25 protein-coding genes are annotated in these 26,211 nt (G+C 49.1%); 17 read left to right on the top strand and 8 right to left on the bottom strand.

Annotated features, from left to right (window positions below; all coding sequences use genetic code 11):
• Positions 1–276 precede the first annotated feature (276 nt).
• The 5 genes from KW844_RS11270 to KW844_RS11290 all read left to right on the top strand — a co-directional run bounded on the left by KW844_RS11270 (position 277) and on the right by KW844_RS11290 (position 7,454).
• A complete protein-coding gene (locus KW844_RS11270) occupies positions 277–2,664 on the top strand; it encodes a TonB-dependent receptor plug domain-containing protein (RefSeq protein ID WP_218376830.1) in 2,388 nt (795 codons plus the stop codon).
• A 3-nt stretch (positions 2,665–2,667) separates the two neighbouring features.
• Positions 2,668–3,570, top strand: a complete 903-nt coding sequence (locus KW844_RS11275) for a DUF4249 domain-containing protein (protein ID WP_218376831.1) — start codon at positions 2,668–2,670, stop codon at positions 3,568–3,570.
• A gap of 364 nt (positions 3,571–3,934) precedes the next feature.
• Entirely contained in the window at positions 3,935–4,957 is a 1,023-nt protein-coding gene (locus KW844_RS11280) for a polysaccharide lyase family 1 protein (RefSeq protein WP_218376832.1), read from the top strand.
• A 53-nt stretch (positions 4,958–5,010) separates the two neighbouring features.
• Positions 5,011–6,060, top strand: a complete 1,050-nt coding sequence (locus KW844_RS11285; RefSeq protein ID WP_218376833.1) for a pectinesterase family protein — start codon at positions 5,011–5,013, stop codon at positions 6,058–6,060.
• A gap of 377 nt (positions 6,061–6,437) precedes the next feature.
• Positions 6,438–7,454, top strand: a complete 1,017-nt coding sequence (locus KW844_RS11290; RefSeq protein WP_218376834.1) for a zinc-binding alcohol dehydrogenase family protein — start codon at positions 6,438–6,440, stop codon at positions 7,452–7,454.
• Positions 7,455–7,532: 78 nt separating this feature from the next.
• Here KW844_RS11290 and KW844_RS11295 read toward each other — a convergent pair whose 3' ends face one another.
• Positions 7,533–7,838: a helix-turn-helix domain-containing protein gene (locus KW844_RS11295; RefSeq protein ID WP_073085653.1), complete on the bottom strand. Its 306-nt coding sequence runs from the start codon at positions 7,836–7,838 to the stop codon at positions 7,533–7,535.
• Between the two features lie 147 nt (positions 7,839–7,985).
• Between KW844_RS11295 and KW844_RS11300 the strand changes: the two genes are divergently transcribed.
• Complete coding sequence (locus KW844_RS11300; RefSeq protein WP_218376835.1) at positions 7,986–8,900, top strand: ClpXP adapter SpxH family protein; 915 nt, start codon at positions 7,986–7,988, stop codon at positions 8,898–8,900.
• A gap of 207 nt (positions 8,901–9,107) precedes the next feature.
• A complete protein-coding gene (gene ygiD, locus KW844_RS11305; RefSeq protein WP_255578353.1) occupies positions 9,108–9,941 on the top strand; it encodes a 4,5-DOPA dioxygenase extradiol in 834 nt (277 codons plus the stop codon).
• Between the two features lie 85 nt (positions 9,942–10,026).
• Here the strand turns inward: ygiD and KW844_RS11310 are convergent, their stop codons facing one another.
• Positions 10,027–10,653: a LysE family translocator gene (locus KW844_RS11310; RefSeq protein ID WP_218376837.1), complete on the bottom strand. Its 627-nt coding sequence runs from the start codon at positions 10,651–10,653 to the stop codon at positions 10,027–10,029.
• Positions 10,654–10,919: 266 nt separating this feature from the next.
• Here KW844_RS11310 and KW844_RS11315 point away from each other — a divergent pair, with 266 nt between their 5' ends.
• From KW844_RS11315 to KW844_RS11360, 10 genes are all read left to right on the top strand, one after another.
• Complete coding sequence (locus KW844_RS11315) at positions 10,920–11,975, top strand: NAD(P)-dependent alcohol dehydrogenase (protein ID WP_218376838.1); 1,056 nt, start codon at positions 10,920–10,922, stop codon at positions 11,973–11,975.
• A 29-nt stretch (positions 11,976–12,004) separates the two neighbouring features.
• Entirely contained in the window at positions 12,005–12,700 is a 696-nt protein-coding gene (locus KW844_RS11320; RefSeq protein WP_218376839.1) for a dihydrofolate reductase family protein, read from the top strand.
• A gap of 48 nt (positions 12,701–12,748) precedes the next feature.
• On the top strand, positions 12,749–13,129 hold the full coding sequence (locus KW844_RS11325; protein ID WP_218376840.1) for a hypothetical protein: 381 nt from the start codon (positions 12,749–12,751) through the stop codon (positions 13,127–13,129).
• Between the two features lie 87 nt (positions 13,130–13,216).
• Positions 13,217–13,663, top strand: coding sequence for a MarR family winged helix-turn-helix transcriptional regulator (locus KW844_RS11330; RefSeq protein WP_218376841.1), 447 nt, complete (start codon positions 13,217–13,219; stop codon positions 13,661–13,663).
• A 51-nt stretch (positions 13,664–13,714) separates the two neighbouring features.
• On the top strand, positions 13,715–14,089 hold the full coding sequence (locus KW844_RS11335) for a DUF1304 domain-containing protein (protein WP_218376842.1): 375 nt from the start codon (positions 13,715–13,717) through the stop codon (positions 14,087–14,089).
• Positions 14,090–14,100: 11 nt separating this feature from the next.
• On the top strand, positions 14,101–14,733 hold the full coding sequence (locus KW844_RS11340; protein WP_218376843.1) for a nitroreductase family protein: 633 nt from the start codon (positions 14,101–14,103) through the stop codon (positions 14,731–14,733).
• A 190-nt stretch (positions 14,734–14,923) separates the two neighbouring features.
• On the top strand, positions 14,924–15,823 hold the full coding sequence (locus KW844_RS11345) for an NAD(P)H-binding protein (RefSeq protein WP_218376844.1): 900 nt from the start codon (positions 14,924–14,926) through the stop codon (positions 15,821–15,823).
• 12 nt (positions 15,824–15,835) lie between these two features.
• A complete protein-coding gene (locus KW844_RS11350; RefSeq protein WP_218376845.1) occupies positions 15,836–16,735 on the top strand; it encodes an AraC family transcriptional regulator in 900 nt (299 codons plus the stop codon).
• A gap of 9 nt (positions 16,736–16,744) precedes the next feature.
• Complete coding sequence (locus KW844_RS11355; protein ID WP_218376846.1) at positions 16,745–17,278, top strand: Crp/Fnr family transcriptional regulator; 534 nt, start codon at positions 16,745–16,747, stop codon at positions 17,276–17,278.
• 54 nt (positions 17,279–17,332) lie between these two features.
• Positions 17,333–17,917, top strand: a complete 585-nt coding sequence (locus KW844_RS11360) for a DinB family protein (protein WP_218376847.1) — start codon at positions 17,333–17,335, stop codon at positions 17,915–17,917.
• Here KW844_RS11360 and nagA read toward each other — a convergent pair.
• From nagA to KW844_RS11390, 6 genes are read right to left on the bottom strand one after another with little or no spacing between them, the layout of a single operon-like run.
• On the bottom strand, positions 17,872–19,059 hold the full coding sequence (gene nagA, locus KW844_RS11365; RefSeq protein WP_218376848.1) for an N-acetylglucosamine-6-phosphate deacetylase: 1,188 nt from the start codon (positions 19,057–19,059) through the stop codon (positions 17,872–17,874). The two genes, KW844_RS11360 and nagA, sit on opposite strands and share 46 nt — an antisense overlap.
• Positions 19,060–19,074: 15 nt before the next feature.
• Positions 19,075–20,394, bottom strand: coding sequence for a sugar MFS transporter (locus tag KW844_RS11370; protein WP_218376849.1), 1,320 nt, complete (start codon positions 20,392–20,394; stop codon positions 19,075–19,077).
• Between the two features lie 26 nt (positions 20,395–20,420).
• The gene (locus KW844_RS11375) at positions 20,421–21,152 is read right to left on the bottom strand and encodes a glucosamine-6-phosphate deaminase (protein ID WP_218376850.1); all 732 of its coding nucleotides are present in this window, start codon (positions 21,150–21,152) and stop codon (positions 20,421–20,423) included.
• Positions 21,153–21,184: 32 nt separating this feature from the next.
• Positions 21,185–22,636, bottom strand: a complete 1,452-nt coding sequence (locus KW844_RS11380) for a Gfo/Idh/MocA family protein (RefSeq protein ID WP_218376851.1) — start codon at positions 22,634–22,636, stop codon at positions 21,185–21,187.
• The gene (locus KW844_RS11385; protein ID WP_218376852.1) at positions 22,626–24,650 is read right to left on the bottom strand and encodes a S9 family peptidase; all 2,025 of its coding nucleotides are present in this window, start codon (positions 24,648–24,650) and stop codon (positions 22,626–22,628) included. The genes KW844_RS11380 and KW844_RS11385 overlap by 11 nt, the downstream gene beginning before the upstream one ends.
• Before the next feature lie 4 nt (positions 24,651–24,654).
• Positions 24,655–26,199, bottom strand: a complete 1,545-nt coding sequence (locus KW844_RS11390) for a SusD/RagB family nutrient-binding outer membrane lipoprotein (RefSeq protein ID WP_218376853.1) — start codon at positions 26,197–26,199, stop codon at positions 24,655–24,657.
• Between the last annotated feature and the right edge of the window lie 12 nt (positions 26,200–26,211).

Genomic DNA, 26,211 nt, shown 5'->3' on the forward strand with positions numbered 1-26,211 from the left:
TGTGCAACCTCCATTCATTTGTAGCAGCAGTCTTGTATCTGTCGAACATCGTCCTGATTTCTATCACCTTCATTTGTCAGCCTTGCTGCAGGCCGTTTTATATGGTTCTGTTTGTAAAAGTTGGGAAGATTCCATTGTATCGTTGTAGCGTGTTAAGTTCCCAATAACTTTTATTAATGAGGAAACTCTTTCCACCGGTTCATGTTTTGTGAGGCAGGCGGGGATGTGTGTTCAATGAATGTATACTATCTGTAAACAAGTACAAGTTTTGAGCAAATGGCAAACAGGCGGAAACCCTTTCTGATCGGATTCTGGCACTTTATTATTTTATTGTTCGCTACCCTGAAGGGGTACGGACAGGTGAGGTCGTTAAAGCTTTTTATCTCTGATGCGCAACAACAACCTGTTGCCAATGCGGGGATAAAAGTGGACAGCGCCATAACGGTGACGGATATGTCCGGTAATGCGAACGTGGCCGTGGCGCCTGGTAAGCACCAGGTAGTGATTACGGCCGTGGGATATGAACCTGCCGAAAAAATAATGACGATACAGGGAGATACCAGTGTACCCCTGGAGTTAAAACCCGCACAAACGCAGTTGAAAACCATCACCGTGTATGGAGAGCGGCAGGTAACGCTGGGGCAGATGAGTACACATATTATTGGTATCGATCAGCTGAAGCGGATGCCGGTACTTTTTGGGGAAGTAGACCCATTGAAAACGATTACACTTTTACCAGGGATAAAGAATGGGGGAGATGCCGGCGCGGGCATTTATGTACGTGGCGGCGGGCCTGACCAGAATCTCGTTTTGCTCGATGGTATTACGGTATACAACCCCAATCACCTGCTGGGGGCATTCAGCATTTTTAACGGGGATGCAGTCAGCAATATCGAAGTGATCAAAGGTGGAATGCCTGCTGAATATGGCGGCAGGCTAAGCAGTGTGATTGCTGTCACTTCCCGCGATGGCAATAAAGATTCCCTGAAAGTAAGTGGCGGAATAGGATTAATATCTTCCCGGTTAACGGCCGAGGGCCCGCTGGTAAAAGGTAAATCATCTTTCTTAATCAGCGCAAGAAGAACTTATATTGATCAGTTGGCAAAGTTGATTGCACCAGATTCATTTCATAACAGCGGATATCATTTTTATGATATCAATGCTAAGCTGACCTATGATATCAATGCCGCAAACAGCTTGTCATTCACGGTTTACAACGGGAAGGACAAGTTCGCCTATTACCGCGAAGCGGAATCCAGCGGCCGCAAACGCAACTTCAAAGCGGATTGGGGCAATGCCATAGCCGGCCTGACCTGGAAACAGCAGATCAGTAAGAAACTGCACCAGGAATTATCGCTGGTGTACAGCTATTTTAACCTGGGGAGTAACGTTACCTATGATACGGATGGGATCATATTTTCTTCCGGGTTGAACGACTATCAGGTGAAAAATGACTGGCTGTATCATGTAAATGATAAATTGTTTGTGAAGGCTGGCTGGCAGTTGATCCGGCATGAATTCAAGCCAGGGGCGGGCGAAACCAATGCCGGGCAGCAGGAGTTTGCGTCTAAAATTACCAAACAATATGGGAGAGAGGCGGCAGGTTACCTCAGTGCAGGACTCGATGTTACCAGGCAGTTTCATATCACGGGTGGCTTGCGCGTAAGTTATTTTGACCAGGTAGGGCCTACAGAAAGGGTTTTGTATGGAGAAGATGGTGTACCTACAGGTCAGAAGGAAAAGTATAATAAAGGGGTTGTTATTGCCCGCTACTACTATCCGGAGCCCCGGCTGGGCATGCGTTATTTGCTGGCCAAAGATGCCAGCCTGAAATTATCGTATACCCGTACGGTGCAGTACCTGCAACTGGCTACTACCAGTGCGGCTACCTTCCCAAGCGATTTATGGGTGCCGGTGAGCAAACTGATAAAGCCAGGCATTGCCGATCAGGTAGCAGCTGGCTTTTACCAGGAGTTTCCTGACAAAGGCTATGAGTTCAGTGTGGAAACCTATTACAAACGCCTACAAAACCAGGTGGAATTTAAGCCGGGCGCACAGCTGCTGCTCAATCAAAACCTGGAAGGAGAAATGGTTTTTGGCACCGGAAGAGCCTATGGTATTGAGTTATTATTACAGAAGAAAACAGGTGCGCTCACCGGTTGGATTGGTTATACTTTAAGTAAAACGGAAAGAACTTTTCCGGCGCTCAACAATGGCATGCCGTATCCTTATCGTTACGATCGTACGCACGACCTCAGTGTGACTGCCAATTACCAGTTATCGAAGAAGTGGCTCTTTTCCGGCGTATTTGTATACGGCACCGGGAATGCGCTGACTATGCCCGGCGGCAGGTTCGTATATAACCTGGGATATAATACCAAGACGGATGAACCCGTATTTACCAATATTGATCAATATGGAAAGGTAAACGACTATCGTATGCCGGCCTATCACCGGTTGGATTTGTCGTTCAGTTTTACGCCTAATCCGGACAGTAAAAAGCGATTTAAGAGTAATTGGATTTTTGGCGTTTATAACGTCTACAATCGTATGAATCCATATTTCATTTACCTGGATGTAAATGAAGAGAAAGAAACTATTCAAGGGAAACAGGTAACCCTGTTCCCGATTTTGCCATCCGTTACCTGGAACTTTAATTTCTGATGTATGAGAAAGAGAATAATTGGATTGATGGGAATCATACTTGCACTGGCTGCCTGTGAAAAGGATATCGATATCAGTGTGGATGCAGGCCCGCCGTTAGTGGTGGTGGAGGGTTATATTAATAACAGTTTACGTTCGTATAATTACGTGATATTAGGGAAGTCGCTCCGCTACGATGCGGCCGACTTTGCCAACACCCCGATAGAAGGGGCGAGTGTAACCATTACTGCCGGGACTTATGCTGCCGGTAGTGGTTATACCTGGGATCAGTCCAGCAAAGTAAGAATGCAGGAAGTGAAAATTCCGGAGTTAGGATCGGTAAGAGTACCGGGTGTATATTTTGATCCGCGTATTGTAACCGATTCCGCGCATGCGCTGATGGGAGTGCCTGGTAAATCGTACCTGTTGGAAATAGAGGCAGCAGGTAAAAAGTATACTGCTATTACTAGCCTGCCGCAGCCGGTGCGGATTGATAGTTTGACCAATACTGCCTCGTTTAAAGATGATTCCGGTACGGTGCGGGCGCGACTGATGGTGCATTACAAAGATCCGGATACCTTGGGGAATGCGCAGTTGTACTATTGGAAGAACCTGGAGGCTAAAAGTACATTTGGCTGGGGGGCTATGTATAATGATCGTTATATTCCGAGTACGGATGATCTGATCAATGGGCAGGCAGTACATATTACACATTCTTCCCGGTTGCCTGTAGGAGATACCATGCAGTATTTCCTGGTGAGCGTGGAGCGGCCTGTATATGATTTTTGGAATAGTTTTAATAAAGCGCGTATAAACGGCGGGCCTTTTACTACGCCGGTGAGTTTAAAAAGTAATATCCAGGGAGATAATGTGGTGGGCAGTTTCAGCGGTTTTTCCATTAGCACGGCGGCGCACCTGATGCGGTAGTGAGGGGATTTCCGGCGGCAGCCTGCCTGGCTGCCGCGAAAAAAAACTGAAACTTTCTCATTTTTTATTATATTGTATAGTCGGTTAGCAGCGAAGACTAACGACGTAAAAGTGCAGCGAATAAGATTATACCTCAACCCGGGTATCTGTATGTAGTATTTTCCAATGATTTATGAATTTTCTGAACTGGTAAGGCAGGTGTTTCTGTGTACATTATTATAAATGTCATAATGACTATTAATTATTGTGCTTTGTGTGTTTTTGTAGTAAAGACGGCATTTGTATCTATGTAATTATGACAATTAATTATTTGTAAGATTCCCGACATCCATATACCCATTTTCATCATTTACAAAAACATGTTATGAAACTTAGATTCCTCAAAAAACGCTTTCACAGCAAAGGTGCTGTTATTGTTATCCTCGGCCTTTGTTGCAGCGCAGCCATTTCCTTATCGTCCTGTTCCAAGGGCAGCGTCACCGATGTGCCCTCCACGCCTAAGCCTGCTGTGGAAGCCGTACTGCCGGGGCAGGTAGGCTACTGCAATGAAAACGGTACCACCACTGGCGGTACCGCAGGTCCTACTGTAACCGTTAACAACGCCACGGACCTGAACACCTACGCTACGGCTTCGCAGCCATATGTGATCAGGGTGTCTGGTACGATCACACTCAGCAGCAGAGTGGAAGTGGCTTCCAATAAAACCATCCAGGGGGTTAATGCCTCGGCAAAAGTTGTAGGTAACATCTACATTGCCAACGGCGCCAATAACGTAATCGTCAGTAACCTGAACATCACCAATCCTGCCGGTGATGGCATCACCATTCGCGGCGCCCATCATGTGTGGGTGAACCATTGTGCCATCTTTGATTGTTCGGATGGCCTGTGTGATATTAACTACGGTGCGGATTATGTCACCGTGTCCTGGACAAAATTTTACTACGTAAACCAGGTTGATCACCGTTATACCATGATCCTGGGTAGCGCCGGTGCGGAAGTGGAAGGTAAGCTGCACGTGACCCTGCATCATAATTGGTGGGGGCCTAAGTGCGATCAGCGCATGCCTTCCGGTACGCTGGGCAATGCACATATCTTTAACAACTACTTTACTTCAGAAGGTAATTTTTACTGCAGCAATGCCCGCGCAGGTTCCAAGTGGTGGTGTGAAAACAACTACTACTATAAAGTGAAAAATCCCTGCTACGAGCAGGATGGTGGTAAGATCAGAACCATCGGCAATATCTATGACCAGTGTACGGGCAGCATTACCGTTGGCGGCACATCTGTAGTGAGTCAACCCACCTACAGCTATACCCTCACTGCGGTAGCCAGTGTGCCATCTGTAGTATCCGGCGGCGCCGGTCCACAGGCTACGCCTGCATTCTAAGAACCAAATCATGGATGTCGGGGCTTGTTCACAATCCACTAAAAAATTACTTTATGCGTAACTATGTATTCGCTTTCCTTTGTATGGCAACGCTGCTGTCCTGCGGTAAAACCGTGACCACCGCACCTGCCGTAAAAGCACAAACGGAGCTGCTGGTGCCCATTAATATCACCGTAGCCAAAGATGGCTCCGGCAACTACAGCACTGTACAACAGGCTTTTGATGCAGTGCCTAATAATAGCAGTAACCGTACGGTGATCTATATTAAAAACGGTACCTATAAAGAAGTGCTGACCCTGGCATCTTCCAAAAAAAATGTAACTATTGTAGGAGAAAGTGTGAATGGCGTGAAGCTCACCTATGATAACTACGCCAGTAAAATAAATCCCGCTACGGGCGCGGCGTATGGCACCAGCGGCTCATCCAGCACCTTCATCCGGGCAGAAGGATTTTATGCGGTAAATATTACTTTTGAAAATTCTTCCGGACCTGTAGGGCAGGCACTCGCTATATACATCGCAGGTGATAAAGCGGTATTCAATAACTGCCGCTTTCTTGGCAGGCAGGACACTTATTATGGCGGTAACTGCCGCCAATACCTGAAAAACTGCTACCTGGAAGGCACTACCGATTTTATTTTCGGACCCTCCACCGCAGTTTTTGAAAGTTGTAAGCTGTACAGCTATGGCGGCTCCGCCATTACCGCCGCCAGCACAGAAAGCTATGTGCCCTATGGCTTCGTTTTCCTGAAATGTAATATCAGCGGTGCCTCCGGTGCTAAAACCGATTTAGGGCGCCCCTGGCGCCCATACGCTGCCGTAGCCTACCTCAATACCGCCATGACCTCCGTTATCAACGCCGCCGGCTGGAATAACTGGGGAAATGCCGCAAATGAGGCTACCGCGCGTTACGGGGAATACCGCAATAACGGAGATGGCTCTAATATTAATAACAGGCCGGCATGGATAGATCGTATCACAACAGCGGAAGCTGCCAATTACACGGTGCTGAATGTGCTGAAAACGACTTATACCAATCCGGTGACTACGGATAACTGGAATCCCGGAACGGTGATTAGTGCGACGGGGGCAACTGTGAATTAAAATATAAAAGCCGGCAAGAGAAAACCCTTGCCGGCTGTGGTTTATAGGGACAGGGAAAATTATCTTTCGAAAAACGGCATAACTGATGGACCTCTGGCAAATGCTACACATGGTTCCTCCCTTGCACACAAAAGTAGTTCCCGAGATCTTTTTAGCAGCTGGCTGGCAGTATACAACTCACTAAAGCAACGGGGATAAATTTTATAATCGCTTTCGTGCAATTTCATTTTAGTAAAGATTCCCGGCAATCAGCCTCCGTTAAACTATTTAACGGGAACAGTTGTATCCATATACGCAATTGTTCAAGTTATTCACCTGATTGTACAAGTGCCGGCCATCTTTTCACCATTACCTTTAGGTACATTAAAAATTGTGTCATGAAAGCAATTGGATTTAAAACATCATTACCCATAAACGAAGCAGAGAGTTTTATTTTATTCGAAACGCCTACACCTACGCCTGCCGGCCACGATATACTCGTGAAAGTACAGGCCGCCTCCGTAAATCCGGTGGATTATAAAATCCGCCAGAACAGCCTGAAAGATAAAACGGTGGATGTACCCAAAGTCATTGGCTGGGATGCCGCTGGGATAGTGGAAGCAGTGGGAGAAAAAGTTACCTTATTCAAAAAAGGAGACTACGTGTATTACGCCGGGGATTTCACCCGCGACGGTGGCGCTAACCAGGAATACCAGCTGGTAGATGAGCGCATCGTGGGCTTTGCTCCAAATAAGATCACGCTGGAACAGGCTGCAGCCATGCCTTTAACTGCACTTACTGCCTACGAAATCCTATTCGACCGGCTGCGACTCTCCAAAGAAAAAGACGCTGGTAAATCCGTGCTGATTATAGGTGGCGCCGGTGGAGTGGGCTCAGTGGCCATCCAGCTGGCAAAAAAACTGCTGAATCTTAAGGTAATTGCCACGGCTTCCCGTCCGGATACCATTGCCTGGTGCCAACAGTTGGGAGCCGACCTGGTTGTAAATCATCGTCAGCTGGAGCAGGAGCTTAACGCAAACGGCTATACGGAAATAGATTTTATACTCGATTTTGTAGATCTCAGTCAATACTGGGATACCATCATAAAACTACTGAAACCACAGGGGCAGATCGGCTCCATCAGTGATCCGAAAGAGCCGGTAGACCTGCGCCCACTCAAGCGCAAAAGCGGGAGCTTTCATTGGGAGCTGATGTTTACCCGCCCGATGTATAAAACACCGGATATGATTGCCCAGCACCACATTCTTAATAAGGTGGCTGACCTGCTGAACGAGGGTACCCTGGTGTCTACCTTAAACACCACACTGCAGGGCTTAACCGTTGAAAACCTAAAAGAAGCACACCGATTGCTGGAATCTGGAACATCTATTGGGAAGCTGGTGATCCGTTACTAAAGTCTTTATTAATAAAAAAAACAAACCCGGCGGCTGATCCTCCCAGCCACCGGGTAATAATTTTATGCCTGCCCTGTATCAGGCCATGCCTTCCAGCTGCTGAAAGATAGGCACCAGCGCCTTTCCTTTCTCACTTAAGTGGTACTCAATATGCAGCGGCTTTTCTGAAACCGTAATCTTATCCAGTAATCCGGCCGTTTCCAGCTCTTTTAATGCCACGGAGAGGGACTGCTTATTAGCGCCGTTTATCTGGCGCAGCAGACTGTTAAAGCGCATAGGGCCAGCCACTGCCAGCTTGAAGAGTTCCGGCTTCCATTTGCCGGCCAGCAATTTCAACAGGGCCTGGGCCGGACACTCCTTTTCAGTATTTGTGGTAGTAGTCATAAAAATCTGACTTATTGTGTTTATGTATGGAACTGCTGACATTTGTGCAGATCACAAATAGATATTTCAGCTTTAAGCCATCTATTCTATGCTGTCAGCACTACGCTCACAGCCGATCTTTAATGTGAAGCACAAACTCAAATTAAGATGGAAGGTAATAAAAATCCGCTGATATGTGATCCCACGACCGGAGTATGTGAAATGCCCGGTACGCAGCCCGCCCAAAGAGGAGACATTCAAAGTTCCGAAGCAAAACCACTGACAATCACGTATTTCACAGATCCTATCTGCTCTTCCTGCTGGGGGATTGAACCAGAGCTCCGAAAGCTGAAGCTGGAATATGGTAATTATATAAAGTTTAATTACCATATGGGTGGTTTGCTGCCCGACTGGAGCTATAACAGCGGCGGCATCAGCAAACCATCGGACGTGGCACACCACTGGGATGAGGTGAGCAGGCATTACAATATGCCCATTATAGGGGATGTATGGCTGGAAGATCCATTGCCTTCTTCCTATCCGCCTTCTATTGCTTTCAAGGCAGCACAACTGCAGGATGAACAGAAAGCAATCGTTTTCCTGCGGACCTCTAGGGAACTGCTATTTCTGCAAAAGAAAAATATTACCCGATGGGAACATCTCTCTGATGCCGCAGTGGCAGCAGGACTTGATCCCGCCCGACTGAAAGCAGACTATGAACAAACAGCGGAAGCCCTGTTCCAAAAAGACCTCGAGCTGGCGCGAAGCATGGGCGTGAGAGGCTTTCCTTCGATTTTTATTTCCGATAAATCCGGGCAGATTGAATTTGTATACGGCGTAAAGCCCTATGAGGTGTATACAAAAGCCATCGGCAAGCTTTTTCCGGAAGCAGCAAAAGTGAGCTACGATAAATCCTGGGAAGCCTTGTTTGGCGTGTTTCCTACACTGACCACCCGCGAATTTGCAGAACTGAGCGAAACCAGTATAGCGCAGGCAGAAGCAGCGCTGGAGCAGTTGAAACAAGCTGGCAGACTAATGCAGTTCCATACACGTAACGGTGATCTCTGGCAAAAGTTAAAATAAAATCCATTGTTTATACTGATGGGACCTGTAGCAATGCTGCGGGTCCTTTTTATTTTTTATATTAGCAACATGCACGCCAACCAGCGACCCTTACAGACCAGTACAAATGGGCATGCGGCGGAAACCTTTCTAAGCAATAACAGCTGACGGGCGATAATCATGGAACGGAAAAACTTTATCAGAACAATATTTACAGGAGTTATAGGTATGACTACTTTTTCAGCATTCAGAAATTTTACAGATAACCTGCAGGCAACAGACCAGCTGATGCCCGTGCTCTTTATTGGCCATGGCTCGCCCATGAACGGTATCGAGGATACGGAGTTCAGCCGGAGGTGGGCCAAAATGGGAGAGGAGATACCACGCCCCAGCGCAGTGCTGGTAGTGTCTGCTCACTGGTATACCCGTGGTACGAAAATTACCGCCATGGATTTCCCGCGTACCATCCACGATTTCGGCGGCTTTCCGCAGGAACTGTTTGATGTACAATATCCTGCACCCGGATCGCCCGAACTGGCGAGGGAAATGGCTGGTCTGCTGCAAACCGTGCACGCGGAGCTGGATCACGACTGGGGCCTGGATCATGGTGCGTGGACGGTCATCCGGCATATGTATCCGAAAGCGGATATACCGGTGCTGCAACTCAGTATCGACTTCACCAAAGATGCACAGTACCACTATGAGCTGGCACGTGAATTATATGCACTCCGCAAAAAAGGCGTGCTGATCATCGGTAGTGGTAATATGGTGCATAACCTCCGTATGGTGGCCTGGGACCGGCTCAGCGACGAGAATTATGGGTTTGACTGGGCACTGAGCATCAATGAAAAATTCAAGGAACTTATTCTTAGCGGAGATCATAAAGCGCTGATCAATTATAGTCAGCTTGGGAAGGAAGCCCTGCTGGCAGTACCTACGCCGGATCACTATTTTCCGCTGATGTATTCATTGGGCCTGAAGTCAGAAAAAGATGCGGTGTCGTTTTTTAACGATAAAGCGGTAGCTGGATCGCTGACGATGACCTCCGTGAAATTTGGATAATGGCTGGGTAAACCGGCACTTGAGCATTAACAAAAAAAGCGCTGTACACTTGATGTACGGCGCTTTTTGCAGTATAAAGGTTTAATTATTTCTTTGACATAGCCATCTTCAATCCCATCAGAATATACACCACTCCCGATACCTTTCCCATTCTGCCGGCAAACTTTGGATTGGCACTTAGCTTTTCAGAAAACGTGGCCGCCAGCAATGTTACAATCGAAAACCATATAATCCCGATCAGGCAACAGCTCACGCCCAATAAAATAAACGGGGTAGGACTGGTGAGGTTTTCACGGGCAATAAACTGCGGGAAAAACGACAGGAAAAACAGTGCCACCTTAGGGTTGAGGATGTTGGTGACCAGTCCGGTGGAAAAGTTTTTTAGCGGGCTTTTTTCCTCATTGTCAGGTGTGCTGAGGTCGAGGCCTTTACCTTGAATCAGGCTCATAACGCCGAGGTAAATCAGATAGCCGGCGCCCAGGTATTTGATCACGGAAAATGCCAGTGCGGATTTAGCAACGATCACTGACAACCCCAGTGCCGCGAAGGTAGTATGTACGAGTACACCGGAGTTAATGCCCAGCGTTGAGTACAGGCCTGCCTTGCGTCCTTCGCCAATTGTTTTGTTGAGGATAAAAACCGTATCAATCCCTGGCATCATGATGAAAAAGGATGCCGTCATCAAAAACAAAAAGTAATTCTCAATTCCCATATGAAATAAGCTTTGTGCCCGTTATTGGCACTTCTGAAATGGTTTGCCCTGACTGTTACAGCAGGTAATGGTTGGATATTTATTTTAATAATATGATTGTTGGTATTGATTGTTTTGGAGTGCAAAGAAACAGTAATAAATCGATATTTCCTTCCGTATAATTCTATCCAATACCGGGATGGGCAGGGGTGTGCAACTTTTTTCCGGACAAGCTGTTGTAGTTGATCCGGGCTGCTGCCCGTATTGAATTATTAATCAGCTCACTTATGGAAACGAAATCAGTAAAAGCATTTGGCGCTGCTGCTGCTACCGCCCCGTTGGATGGATTACAGATCAACCGGCGTGTGCCTGGCCCGCATGATGTGGAAATAGATATTCTCTTTTGCGGGGTTTGTCACTCCGACCTGCACACTGCCCGCAATGAGTGGCACAATACGGTATATCCCGTAGTGCCCGGCCATGAGATCGTAGGTAAGGTAGTGCAGGTAGGCGATCATGTAAAGCAGTTTAAAGTAGGGGACCTGGCAGCAGTGGGCTGCATGGTAGATTCCTGTCGGGTATGCGAGTATTGCAAACAGGGGCTGGAGCAGTACTGCGAACCTGGTAATACGCTGACCTATAATTCTCCCGATAAATACCTGGGGACACCTACGTACGGCGGCTATTCAGAAAGTGTGGTAGTGGATGAGAATTATGTGCTGCATGTACCGGAAGGTCTGGACCTCGCAGCGGCAGCTCCTTTGCTGTGTGCGGGCATTACTACCTGGTCGCCGCTGAAGCACTGGAACGTAGGTCCCGGTTCAAAGGTAGGGGTAGTAGGTATTGGCGGACTAGGCCATATGGCTATTAAGCTCGCGAAGGCATTGGGTGCGCATGTGGTCGTGTTTACAACTTCCACTGCAAAATTTGATGATGCCAAACGCCTTGGTGCCGACGAGGTGGTGCTTTCCAAAGATCCCGATCAGATGGCGAGGCAGCATAGAAAGCTGAATTTTATTGTGGATGCAGTATCTGCACAACATGATATTAATGCTTACCTGGCATGTTTACGGGTAGATGGTACCCTGGCGCTGGTAGGTGCGCCGGAACTGCCATTGCCGGTAGCGGCTTTCAGCCTCATTCCACAGCGTATCAGTTTTTCCGGATCTACTATCGGCAGCATTGCTGAAACGCAGGAAATGCTGGATTTCTGTGCCAAACATAACATTACGGCAGATATTGAGCTGATCAATATTCAGCAGATTAATGAAGCATATGAACGTATGCTTAAAGGGGATGTGCATTATCGTTTTGTGATTGATATGAAGTCGCTCAAAAATTAGAAAGTAATGATTAAGTTAAAAAGAAAAATATGAGCAAGCCAAAAGTAATTTGTCATATGATGTCGACCATAGACGGAAGGATTATCATGTCCGGCTGGGGCAATGATGCCACCCGACAAGCATATTCCGACATCTACAACCAATGCCACAATACTTTTGACAGTGATGCCTGGCTGTGTGGCCGTGTTACCATGGCCGAATTTGACAATGCGGAGGAACCTTTGTGGGCGCCGGTAAAGGAAAAAATAGAGCGGGTATTTTTTAAGGGAGATGCCAGCGCCGATTCCTTTGCAGTTGCCATAGATGCACATGGTAAACTCGGGTGGAGTACCAACGAAATCGGCGGCGATCATATCATACAGGTACTGACGGAAAAGGTCAGCGATGGCTACCTGGCCTACCTGCAACAACGGAAGGTATCTTATATTTTCGCTGGTAAGGATACGGTAGACTTAACGGCAGTATTGTCACAGCTACAATCGGTCTTTGGTATCAACAGCATTATGCTGGAAGGCGGCGGTACCATTAATGGAGCGTTCCTGCATGCCGGCCTGATTGATGAAATTAGTCTCCTCCTGGTGCCAGTGGCCGATGGCCGGCTGCACCGCGCTACTACCTTCGATGTGCATCAGTCGTTTGTGACCTATGTGCCACAGCTGTTACAATTAAGAAGTTGTGAGCAGCTGGAACAGGAGGTGGTGTGGTTGAGGTATGGCAAAAGATAATTGATATTGGTAAGGTTCAACTGCCTAACTTTGGACCTTATTTTTTTTATGACCAAGCTATCCGAATCGGGTATTGTTCTCCTCCAGCAAGAACTATGTACCCAGTACAATGCCACCTTTCAGCCTGCGCCATTTTCCACCTTGATTGCAATAGCCCTGGATACATTTTCTGTACCAGGCAACTGGCCTGTGAATGGTCTCCGGATTCCAGTAGCGAATGAGGAAACAGTTTGCTGGTTCGTATGGGCAGGACCGGAGTTTTCTACCGCGGACGATTGGTTCAAACCTATGCATGCTCACCATCTCCCTGATATACACCCTAAATTAGTAAAGTACCTTGGCCTGCCTGCAGGCTGGCGGTTTTTATTTGATGATAGTTATGAGGATGTGTGGTTTGATGAAGGTTTACTAGAGCGGTATAAAATATAGTTAATATGTAAATGGTTTAATATCATTATGATGATTGCAATTAAATTGTATACAATTTAATTGCATGAAATTGATTACCTTTGCTTTATGGTTCCTGATCATTATCTGAAACTCGATAGCCAATTCTGCTTTCCTATATACGCCTTGTCCCGGGAAATCACCCAGTTGTACCGGCAGTTCCTTGACCAGCTGGACATCACCTATCCGCAATACCTCGTACTAATGGTATTGTGGCAGCACGACAAGCAAACGGTAAATCAGCTGGGAGATAAACTGCTGCTCGACAGCGGCACACTCACCCCGCTGCTGAAACGACTGGAACAGAAAGCACTGGTGAATCGTAACAGGAGCAAAGCGGATGAAAGGGTAGTAGAAATATCCCTGACAGTCGCAGGAGCAAAGCTAAAAGAGCAAGCCAGCTGCATCCCCAGAGAAATGTTTGATCTGCTGGGGATTAGTCTGGAAGAGATGGAAACGCTGAAAAGCATTGCCCATAAGATCTTACAATATAACGCGCGGGAGCAGAAAGGATGAGCAAACAATTCACCTTTCTATGTGTAGAGCAAATGTTAAATACAATTTACCATGTTCATACTTGCACAAATTCTGACTGCTCTCGTTGCAATAGAGCACCTGTACATCCTTTGGATGGAAATGTTTGCCTGGGAAACGGCCGGAAAGAAAACATTTAAAAACTTTCCGCCGGAACTCTTCAAACCTACCAAAGGACTAGCCGCCAACCAGGGACTGTATAACGGTTTCCTGGCCGCAGGACTCATCTGGTCATTCCTGATCAGTGATGCCCAGTGGGCTGAAAATGTGCGCATTTTCTTCCTGACCTGCGTGATCGTGGCCGGTATATTTGGTGCACTAACCGCCTCAAAGAAGATTTTCTTCGTACAGGCGTTACCTGCAATACTCGCACTCATAGCAGTGTTGCTGGCATCAGCAATTAACTAAATTGAAATAACATGGCATTATTAGGAGATTTACAGTGGAGGCACGCAACAAAAGCCTACGATCCGACAAAAAAAGTAAGTAAAGAAAATATAGATAAGATAGTAGAGGCAGCAAGGCTCGCCCCTACATCTTCCGGGTTACAGCCCTTTAAAGTATTTGTGGTAGAGAGTCAGGCCATCAAGGAAAAAATGGTGCCCGGCGCCCTCAACCCTGACGTGATGCGCGATTGCTCCCACGTACTGGTATTTGCCGCCTGGGATGAATACACCCCGGAGCGCATCGATAACGTATACGACAAAACGACGGAAGAAAGGGGACTGCCTGCCGGCAGATTCAACGCTTACACCGATAAGCTCAAACAAATGTACGGCGCCCAAACCGCCGAACAGCATTTTGAACATACTGCCCGCCAAACGTACATTGCACTGGGCCTCGCACTGGCACAGGCCGCAGAGCTGCGTATCGACAGCACTCCTGCCGAAGGCTTCAGCAACGAAGTGGTAGACCAGGTTTTAGACCTGCGCGCGCAAGGACTGAAATCCGTTACCCTCATGTATGTAGGTTACGGTGATAAAGAAAAAGACTGGCTGGCACCCATGAAGAAAGTAAGAACAGCTAAAGCAGACTTCGTAGTAGAAATCTAATCTTAACCAACCATATTATAACGGAAAGGCATACACGATCGTATGCCTTTCTGCATTTTTAGCCCTTTAGGAACCATGGTACCTCACAACTGATAAAGTCCCACCCTTAGATTTCAACACAACAACCATAGATTTCATTACACACGCGCTTGTAACAATTTTCACCTTTGCTTTACAAAACTCACAAAGTATGAAGATCGTAGTTACAGGCGCGCTGGGCCATATCAGCAAGCCCCTCGTTGGCTCCCTGGTCGCAGACGGACACCAGGTAACCGTTATTTCCCGCAACCCTGACAACCAGGCGGCCATTGAACAGTTAGGCGCTACAGCAGTCATCGGATCGGTGGAAGACGTTGATTTCCTCACGAAAGTATTCAGTGGCGCAGCTGCCGTGTACACCATGGTGCCTCCCAACAATTATTTTGATCACAGCCTGAATCTGCTGGAATACTACCGCCGGCTGGGGCGTAATTATGCTGCCGCCATTGCTGCCAGTGGCGTTAAGCGGGTGGTGAACCTCAGCAGCATAGGCGCTCACCTGGAAAAAGGTAATGGTATCCTCGTAGGAGCCAACAATGTAGAGCAGCTCCTGAATGCACTACCAAAAGAAGTAGCGATTACGCACATGCGCCCTACCTCTTTTTACTATAACCTGTTTCCTTATATCCATATGATCAAAAGGGACGGACGGATCACCGCCAACTATGCCGGTACCGACCTGGTTCCCTGGGTGTCGCCAAACGATATTGCCGCTGCCATTGCGGAAGAACTGGTAAAACCGTTCAGCGGCAGGGATATACGCTATGTGGCCAGTGAAGAGGTGACCTGTGATGATACTGCCGCCACGCTGGGCGCTGCTATTGGCCTGCCGGACCTGCGCTGGGAGCTGGTGTCCGACGAAGCGGTTATAGCCGCACTTACCGGCATCGGTATGAATCCGGAAATTGCGGCCGGACTGGTAGAAATGTATGCCGCGTTACACAGCGGTTTGCTGGCGGAAGATTACCATCTCCATAAACCCAAACAATTGGGACAGGTAAAGCTGAAAGATTTTGCCAGGGAATTTGCCGCGGCATATGCTGAAAATTAACGACCTTGTATTATGCCCACCGTACACCGATTTAAAACGATCAGCGCCTTTCACGAGTTCAGGAACTTTCCTAAGCCCGCGCATCCACTGTTTAGCATGATCAACGTAGGGGAAATGCCTCCGGGCGACTTCCCCGATGAGGAACTTATTGTGCAGGACTTTTACCTGATAGCCCTTAAAAGGGGCTTCACGGCTAAAATGAAATACGGTCAGCAGGTATATGATTTCGATGAAGGCATCATGGCGTTTATGGCGCCGGGGCAGGTGTTTAGCATAGGTCCCAAAAATGGGGAAATGAAGCAGTCCGGATGGATGATCTATATCCATCCGGACTTCCTTTGGAACACCCCCCTGGCCAATAAAATCAAGCAATATGAGTTTTTTGATTATGCCGTCAATGAAGCACTTTTTCTCTCAGAAAAGGAGGAAGCAACGATAGGGAGCATTATTGAACATATTGCCCAGGAATACAATAACCCCATCGACCGCTTCAGCCAGGATATCATTGTGGCGCAGCTGGAAGTCCTGCTTACCTATGCAGAACGCTTTTACCAGCGCCAGTTCGTTACCCGCAAAGTAAGTAGCCATCAGCTGCTTACCCGCCTGGAGGAACAACTGAATAACTGGTTTATGGCACAGAAAGGACTGCCTTCTGTAAAAGAAATATCGGCCGCGCTGCATGTATCCCCTAACTACCTCAGCGGCGTACTGAAAAGCATTACCGGCAAAAGTACACTGCAACATATACAGGATAAAGTGATTGCCGTGGCTAAAGAAAAACTGAGTACCACGGATATGTCGGTAAGTGAAATTGCCTATGAGCTGGGGTTTGATTATCCGCAGACCTTCAGTAAATTGTTTAAAGCAAAAACTGCTGTTTCTCCTTTGGAATTCCGGCAGTCTTTCAACTGATATACCCATATGACCGCCGGAGAAATCCTACAAACCTTTCGCGCCCAGCACCTGTTTGACCGCACCATCACCCTCGGCCGCAATGAATACCTGAAACATGCCGGTACTGCCGACACCAACATCTACCTGATAGAAGAAGGCAGCGTGAGAATTTTTATTGTGGATGGAGAAGAAGAACGGATCATCCGCTTCGGCTACCAGGGAAATATCATTGTTTCATTGGATAGTTTTCTCTCCGGAAAACCCTCTGAGTTCTATATGCAGGTGATCCGCAAGGCCACCATCAGCGTGATTCCCAAAGAAAAATTTATGGCGTTTATCCGTAGCAGTGAGCATTGTCTGCAACTATGGGTCACCATCCTGGAAGATCTGGTACTGCAACAGGTAGAACGGGAAAAAGACCTGCTGGTAAATGCACCGGCGGAACGATATGAGCGCGTACTAAAGCGAAGCCCGCAGCTATTCCAGGAAATTCCGCATAAGTACATCGCCAACTATTTACGCATGACGCCGGAGACCTTATCGCGCCTCAAAAAATCTTGATCTCAATCAAGAACAGGCATTCGTTTATCCGGGACCTTTGTAAAAAAGAAAGATATGACGATCCCTGTTGAACAACTGCTCTCCGAACTGGAAAATATGACGAAGCAAAATATAAGCTTTGTGCAGCATATCCGGCAGCAACCTGAAACACTGTGGCAGCAACGTCCTACAAATGGCGGCTGGACAATGCTGGAATGCATAGAACACCTGAACCGTTATGGCAATTTTTATATTCCTGAAATTAACCGTCGCATACAAGCGTCAACACACGCACCTGCATTGCTTTTTAAAAGTGGGAAGATAGGTAATTACTTCGCGGAGATGATGCTGCCTAAAGCAAAGCCCAACAACATGAAAACGTTCAAAGCAATGAATCCGCAGCATGCTTTGCTAGGGAAGGATACGCTGGATACCTTTTTGCAGCAGCAACAGCAATTGCTGGAAATCCTGCAACGTTGCCGCCATACCAACCTCACTAAAGTCCGTACGGCCATCAGTATTACACCATTGCTGAAATTGCGCCTGGGGGATACGTTAAGGGTGGTGATCTATCATAACCTCCGCCATATTAAACAGGCGGAAAAAATTGCGGCTTACAATTCGTCAAAAACTACGCGGCCGTCTACCATCGTCCAATGAACCCGGATGTTTTCATCCATGATCACGATATCTGCATCCTTGCCGGGCGATAAGGAACCTTTTTGGGGGGCTACACCCATGATGCGTGCCGGGGTGAGACTCATCATCCGTACGGCTTCTGGCAGCGGGATATCCGCCAGCTGTATCATGTTCCGTACCAGCCGGTCAGTGGTGGCTACGCTGCCTGCAAAGGCGCTGTAGTCGGGTAGCTTGGCCACATCATCTTCGATGATAACGTCCAGGCCTCCGTTCAGTGGTCCCAGGATGCTGGGGCCTGGCGGCATACCGGCGGCACGCATGGCATCGGTGATGAGGGCGATGCGGTCGGGCCCTTTGATTTTGTAAATCAGTTTGAGCAGTGCTGGTGGCAGGTGTACGCCATCTGCAATAATTTCCACGTCCATTTCATCCGTCAGGTACACGCTTTCAATCACGCCGGCGTGGCGAAACAGGTTGCGGCGGGTAACGCCTGACATGGCCGAGTAAAAATGCGTAGCCAATGTATAACCACTCTCATAAGCTTCCACTACTTCGTCATAAATAGCATCGGTATGGGCAATGGCCGGTAATATGCCTTTGCTGCGTAAATGGCGGCCCATTTCCGGTGCGCCGGGCAATTCCGGGGCAATGCTCCAACGGACGATATGTGGGCTGTAATCGAGGATTTCGCGGTATTCCGCGGCATCGGGGTTCCGGATGTATTTGGGATGTTGCGCGCCGCGCTGACTCATGGCAAAATAAGGGCCTTCCATATGAATGCCCAGGAATGCCGCACCACGGGTATTTAACGGCAAGGCGGCGGCATAGCTGTCCAGCGTACGCAGCAGGTCCGCTTTTTCGGCGGTGAGGGTGGTAGGTACCATGGCAGTGGTACCATAGCGGGCATGGAGATTAGCGACCGTCAGAAAGGCTTCCGGCGTGGCATCCATGAAGTCGGCACCGCCGCCACCGTGGATATGCAGGTCTATAAAGCCGGGCGACACATACCTGCCACCGGCGTCAATCACAGTGGCACCCGGTGTTTCAGGATTCCCTGTTGTTACGTCCAGAATCTTGTCGTCCCGCAGAATCACTGTTCCATTGGCGATCACCCGTTGCGGCGTAATAATATTTCCATTGATAATTTTCGTCAGCTGCGTCATAACACTACATTAAAATTAAAGCCATCCTCTTACTTTGTAACCCCTGAAGGCATAAAAAACAAGATATAGGTAGCAGGGAAACAATACCCAGTAAGCCTCACGTACATGATAGTGATCAGCAAAGTAACCATACAGCAATGGCATAATCGCGTTGCCACACAGTCCCATAATCATCACCGAAGCACCCAGCTTGGTAAAGCGCCCCAGTCCATCCAGTGCCAGCGGCCAGATGCCGGCCCATACCAAGGAGTTGGCCAGCCCCAGCAATACGATGAACCAGATAGATACGTCCGCATGATGCCCCAAAAGATTTACATCTCCCTTAGTAAAAATAATAAGTAAAGTGAGACAAGCCCCTAAAATAGTGCATGCCTGCAATGCTTTTAACTGGGTAATGTACTTAGGGATGAGTACTATGCCCCCCAGGTAGCCGCAGATAGTGGCGGTGAGGGTATAGGAAGGAAATACTTTGGCTTCCAGCAAGGGCATGCCATTGGAACGCGCATAGCCAATGATGGTATCCACCGCTATCACCTGCGTGCCCACATGCAGGAAAATGGCCAGGGCGCCCAGTATCAGGTGGGGAAACTGAAAGATGCTGGTTCTGCCGGCATTGGCAGTAGCCACTTCCGCCGTTTCCTGCTCGGTATTGATTTCAGGTAACGGGGACAGGCGTACGATAAGCCCCAGACCCACCAACACCGTTCCCAGTACTGAATAGGGAAGTATTACCCGGCGGATCAGCGCATCCAGGGCGGCATTTTTTTCTTCCAGCCCCATCGTATCCAGACTGGCAAACAAATCATTATCTGTTGCTTTCAGTATCACTGCCGCCAGCAGCAAAGGCGCCAGGATGCCGGCTCCCTTGTTGCAGATGCCCATTACACTAATGCGCTGTGCCGCCCTTTCCTTAGGGCCCAAAATCGTAATGTATGGATTGGCGGCCGTTTGCAGTACCGCCAATCCGAGTCCTATGGTAAACAACCCCAGCAGAAAAATTTCGTATGTGCGAAAGAGTGCCGCCGGAATAAAAATAAATGCCCCCAATGCCATCACCAGGAAACCACACATGATGCCGTTTTTAAAGCCAATTGCTTTCAACAGGTACCCCGATGGTACCGACATTACAAAGTAGGCAATGTAAAAGGCAAAAGCCACCAGGTATGACTGGAAATGATTCAGCTCACACGCCACCTTGAAGTAGGGGATCAGGATCGCATTTACCCACGATACAAATCCGAATACAAAAAAGAGCATACCTATGATCAGGAGGGATATGGTGGTATCTTTTTTACTAAAGGCGCTGGCATCTAACACCGCTGATTTTTGCTGCATTAACAGGTTGTTTGGTAAAATTAATTTCAGGACAGCGCAGACGCTGATTCCTCATCCAGATAAAATACGCAGTCGGTATGCTGCTGCAATATGCTGGCCGGATACAGGTTACTCACCGGTTGCTCCAGGCTGTTTTTAACGGCGGTGGCCTTACGTATACCGGGTACAGAACAAATGATGTGTTTGGACAGCATAATCTGGTGTACGCTCATGCTGATGGCTTTCCCGGGTACTTCTTCCTCTGAAGCAAACCAGCCCTCGTTCATCTGCTGGCGCCTGCAGGCGGCATCCAACGCTACTACCAGGTATGGTTGCGTGGTATCAAAATCAGCCGGAGGATCGTTAAAGGCGAGGTGGCCGTTTTCGCCAATGCCCACCAGTGCTACATCTATTGGGTGGTCCTGGATGAGCTTACCCAAACGGCTACACTCTGTTTCAGGATCTGTTTCGCCATTAACAAGGTAAGCATTTTTCAGTGGCGCTACTTTTTCTAAAAACCGTTCTTTCAGGTATTTGCGGAAACTGGCCGGATGTGTTTCCGGCAGCGCAATGTATTCGTCGAGGTGGAACATGTTCACTTTGCTCCAGTCGATATCTTCCTGAATCAGCTGGTTGATGGTGTCGAACTGACTGGTACCGGTGGCCAGAATAATGTTGGCGGTACCTTTTTCGCGGATGGTGTCCCTGATTAAATCAGCTGCCGCTTTTCCTGCAATGGCTCCCAGTGCTTTCGGATCTTGTGATCGGATTACTTTCATTGGACAAAAAGATTATATGCTAAGGTTAAAGTTTACGATGCGTTGCGTGCGGTGGTGGTACCACCGGTGGTAAGTGAAATGTCGACCGGCTGATTGGTTTTCCAGGCGCCGGCAGTAAAATCCGGCATGTCAATAGAATTGGAGCGGTTGGCTACGGACCACTCACTCAGCAGGCCTACGGAAGTCCAGCTGGCGGCGTCATACACGTCCATGTCCATCGGCAAACCGTTGCGGAGGCAATCGATCAGGCGCCAGTCCATCAGGAAATCCATTCCACCATGGCCGCCGATCTGCTTCGCCATTTCTCCCAGCTTGTGAATGATAGGCGGAGTATATTTTTCTTCGAGCTTTTTAAACTCCTCTGGTGTTACCCATCCTTCGTGACTCACGGCAATGCGTGGTTCCAGCGGATATTTCTGTGCCACGGCCCTGGTGCCACTCACGAGGTGTATGCGTGAATACGGGCGGTGAGAGGTTACGTCATGCTGCACCATGATGGTGCGACCTTTTCGTGTACGGATGGTCGTTGTATTCATATTTCCCCGGAAAGGCTTGCCCACCCATTCTTTCATCGATGGGTCCTTAGCCGCGGTTTCCTCCGCCAGTTGCTCCAGCATAAAGTCGTTGCTGGATACAGAAGTCAGGTATTCCATGCTATCGCCGCGGTTGATGTTCATCACCTGGCAGATAGGCCCCAGTCCATGCGTAGGGTAGAGGTTCCCGTTGCGTTTAGCGTTTTCTTTGAGTCGCCACAGGTCATAGCGTTTGGTTTTATCAAACAGGCTGTCGCCGATATCGTGTATGTACGCGCCTTCTCCATGCACAATTTCTCCGAAGAACCCTTGTCGCGCCATGTTGAGCGTGAGCAGTTCAAAGAAATCGTAGCAGCAGTTTTCCAGCATTACACAGTGTTTACGGGTAGTTTCAGATGTTTCCACCAGTTGCCAGCATTCCTCTACGGTGGTGGCGGCGGGAATTTCCATGGCCACGTGCTTACCCTGCTTCATGGCATACAGCGCCATGGGCGTGTGCAGGCTCCAGGGAGTGCAGATGTAGATGAGGTCAATGTCTTTACGGTCGCATAGTTGTTTCCATGCATCGGTGGTACCGGAGTATAGCTGTGGGTTATGGCCCGGGCGCTTGATGCGTGCTTTTGCTTCGCTGGCTTTTTCCGGACGGATATCGCAGAGGCCTTTGATTTCGATGCCGTCGAGGTAGGAAATTCTTTCTACTGCGGCGCCGCCGCGGTTACCGAGGCCGATGTAGCCAATGCGCACCGTATCTATCTTAGGAGCGGCATAGCCGCACATGTTAAAGCGTTGGGTGTACTTGCGTGCCGACTGCCGGCGAATTTGCTCCAGCCGGTTTTTGCTGCCGGCGGGGGCTACCTGTGCCAGCGTGCCGGCTGGCAGCAATGTGGTGCCTGTAAGCCCCAGGCCTGCGAGGCTGGCGAGTTTCAGAAAATCTCTGCGGTTATTTTTCATATGCAATGTTTTCAGTGTTGATGGTGATGGTCCCGTTTGTTCCTGTTCTTTTAGCTATGTCGTGGAATTCTTTTTCAACGTTGATAGCCTCCGCTTTTGTGAGTGGCCGCCCTGAAATACTTACCGGTGCTGCGATGCGGACGTTGGTGCTGCTCAGTGCTGCCAGCAGGGATACATCGCCCCATTGCAGGATGCCGGGAATATGAATAGCCATGTTGTAATGATCAATGTTTTTGCGGTCATCAAACACATAGCTCACCGGGCATTCTTCCAGTTGTATTTCGCTCACAGTTGTGTCGAGTGCCGCAAAGGCGAGTGCGGCAATACTGGCTTCCCTGGTGGCATACAGGCTGATGTAGCTGCTGTGTTCCTGTTTTTTCAGGAGAGATGCCAGTGCCTGTATTTCCTGCACCCATAGTCCCTGCACGGTGTGACCCAGCCACATAGCGGATCTCGACAGGGTATGGAAGGGGGGCAGGCTGCCGTCCACCTTTACGGCAGTATCGGAGCGATGTTCGCCGGTGCCCCAGAGGTCCGCCAGTATAACACCTTTGCCGCTGGCTAAGATGCGGGCAATTACTGCGGCGGGTATGCTGTCTTTCCCGCGGGGGTCTAACAGTAACGCATATCCGTTTTCCTTTTTTTCAGGTGCTTGCAGCAGTACAGGAATGGTGGTATGCACGCTGGTTTTTACCAGGAGCCTTTGCCATCTCCCTAAAGTACCTGCCTGCTGCACCTCCCTAAAATCAGCCGTTTGCGGTATGTGCAGCAGCTGGGCCAGCGCTGTACGTTTTTGTGTGCTATTGATTTTTTGGGCAGACAAATATTGCTGCTTCAGCTGTGCGCCAGTGTGGCGGCAGAAAGTTTCCGTAGTCATAACGGTCGTATCCCGTTTGCCTTTGGGGAATACCGCCAGCTGTTCCGCCGTCAGCAGTTGCGCACTATCTGCCTTATGTGGCGTGGTATGATAAACCTGTTGCAGCCAGGATATAACCGCCGTGCGGATTTCAGGCCAGTAGCCATGCGTGGTGTTAAACAGCTGGTAGCTGGCTTTGTGATGGGCATAGATCGGTTGCAGCTTTTCCCAGGTACGCAGCATTTCCGCCGGCTGGAAAGTGGGACTGGCATCACGGAGGGCATTACATATTTTCAGGTACCGGGGAGATATTAATCCCACTACGCCAGCTTCTTCGGTAAGGGTAAGTCCATCCGGGAGCAGTTCACACACGCAGTTGCTGTGCATTACGTAGGATTCAAAAGTGCCCACGCTCACTACCGGTGCGGCTGCACTGATGCGCTCGTCCATGGCGGCCAGCCACATGGTTTGGTTACCACCGCCGCTGGCACCGGTGGCGGCTATACGTTTTTTATCCACCATGGGAAGAGAGCAGAGCAGGTCCACCCCGCGGATGTTGTCTGTGAGCTGCATGCCCAGCAATGTATTGCCGGTATTGAGCAGTGCCGCCCCCAGGTTGGCACCGTGGTACTCCAGTTCTCCGTGAGTGGTAGTCCTTTCACCGGAGCCCCACGCGTCGATGTTGAGGCATACAAATCCTTGCTGCGCCAGCTCATGTGCCATGTCCTGCACCATATCGCTGCAACGGGCGCCGGGCCAGTGGCCATGACTGTTTACTACCGCAGGAAAGGGCCCCTTGCCATCCGGTATGTACAGGTTAGCGGTGGCAAACACGCCGGGCCGCGTCTGGAAGTAAATATTTTTTACCGTGTACCCTTTCAGCTGTGTTTTGCCTGTCTCCTTCATCAGCAGCGGCAGATCGTGGTTGATCACCGCTCCTGATTTACGGAGGATGTCCTGCTTATCCGGCAGCTGTGTGTGCTGGTGCGCTGCAAATGCCGCCGCCGCTTCCCTTTTCAGCTGCTGGTCAATACCATCCGGCGGCGTTTGTTGGTATACTTTCGGTAACACAGTATCTTTCGTATAGCCGTTTGCGTAAGTCATGGTTTCCGTTGAACTTATCACACAAATTGATATCATCAGAGCACGTACGATCATTCACTTAGTTTTTATCCCACCAGAGTTTTGTGGCGGCATTGTCAGGCCCACCCAATAGCTGGCGGCCTTTTTCCAGTTCTTTACCATTGGTAGTAGCCTCTGTACTCGGGTAGGGGAGGCGGTTAATAAATGTACCTGCCGGCAGGTCGGTATTGTCCGACTGCACCACCGGATACATCTGCGGATAGCCGCTGCGGCGGAACTCCGCCCAGGCTTCTATACCATCCGGGTAAATGGCCAGCCACTTCTGCGTGCCTATCTGCTGGCGCTGCACAGCGGCAGATGCGCCGAACTTAACAGGAATGCTGGCTACAGCCGGTGAGTTTTCTACATCATCCGGTGCTGCGGGTGTAGCGGTACCTTGAATATAATTGGCAACAGCGGTGGCATCTGCAATACCCCATTCTTTCATACTTACTTCAATACCTTTTTCATACAGCTCCTGTGCAGTACCGCCGGCATTCCAGCCGTTGAGCGCCGCCTCCGCACGGAGGAAGTAGGCTTCTGCTGCGTATATCACTGCCTGCGAGGCAGTCAGCTGTGGCGTCCAGGCAGCGCCGTTCCACACGGCCCAGCGCTTGCCTACGTTGGAAGTCTGCGCCGGCCTGTTCATAGCCTGGTTGATAGCCGTGGTGCTTGATCCGTTACGCAAGCCCCGGTAAACATTCCCCGCCACCGAAGGCTGGAAGAATACCGCCAGACGGGGATCATTATAGCCTTTCAGGTAGGAAGCCATGGTAGAACTCATGCTGAACTCATTGTAGGAGCCGATCTGGGAAAGACCATTACCATCGTTTAGCAGTGATCTTTTCAACCACGCAGTATGCGTGGTTTCCGTCATCACGCCGCCGGCAATAGCCGCTTCGGCTTCCTGCTTTGCACGCGCCGGATCTACAATGGAAATACGCATGGCCAGGCGCAAACGCAGGGTGTTGGCAAAGCGTATCCATTGCTGCACATCGCCACCATACATCAGGTCAGCAGACCCGAACACGCTGGTAGCCGTTAACTGTTTTAAGTTAGTAACGGAAGTATCCAGGCGCTTGAAAAAATCGTCATAAATTTTATCCTGCGCATCGTATGGAATATTCAGCTGTGCTTCACCTACTTTAAAGTAAGGCACCGGCCCAAAGTAATCGGTAAACCGGTGGAACGTATATACCCATAGGATGCTGGCCAGCGAATACTCACCCGATGCAGGTTCCGTATTTTCCAGAATGGTTTTCAGCTGCGGCGCCGTGAGCACATTGGCTACTATACCGGGCCTTGGCAGCCAGCCATCGTTGATCACATAACGGTCCGTCTGGAAGTTGGTGGTGGTAAGCGCAAAGTATTGCGCATATAAATCGGCATAGAGGTTCTGCGCCGTTTGATAGTACGACTGGTTCATAGGCGCGGCCGACTGTGCCCGCGAAAACATGTAAGGCAGCTCCCTGGAGGAGATATCAGTGATTTTTCCGGGATTGGTATTGATGTCTTCAAAATTCTTTGTGCAGGCTGCCAGTGAAAGCAACATGGGCACCACGATATATCGGAAATTCTTTTTCATACGGAGATCTTT

Source organism: Chitinophaga sp. sic0106, from assembly GCF_019219075.1.
GTDB lineage: Bacteria > Bacteroidota > Bacteroidia > Chitinophagales > Chitinophagaceae > Chitinophaga.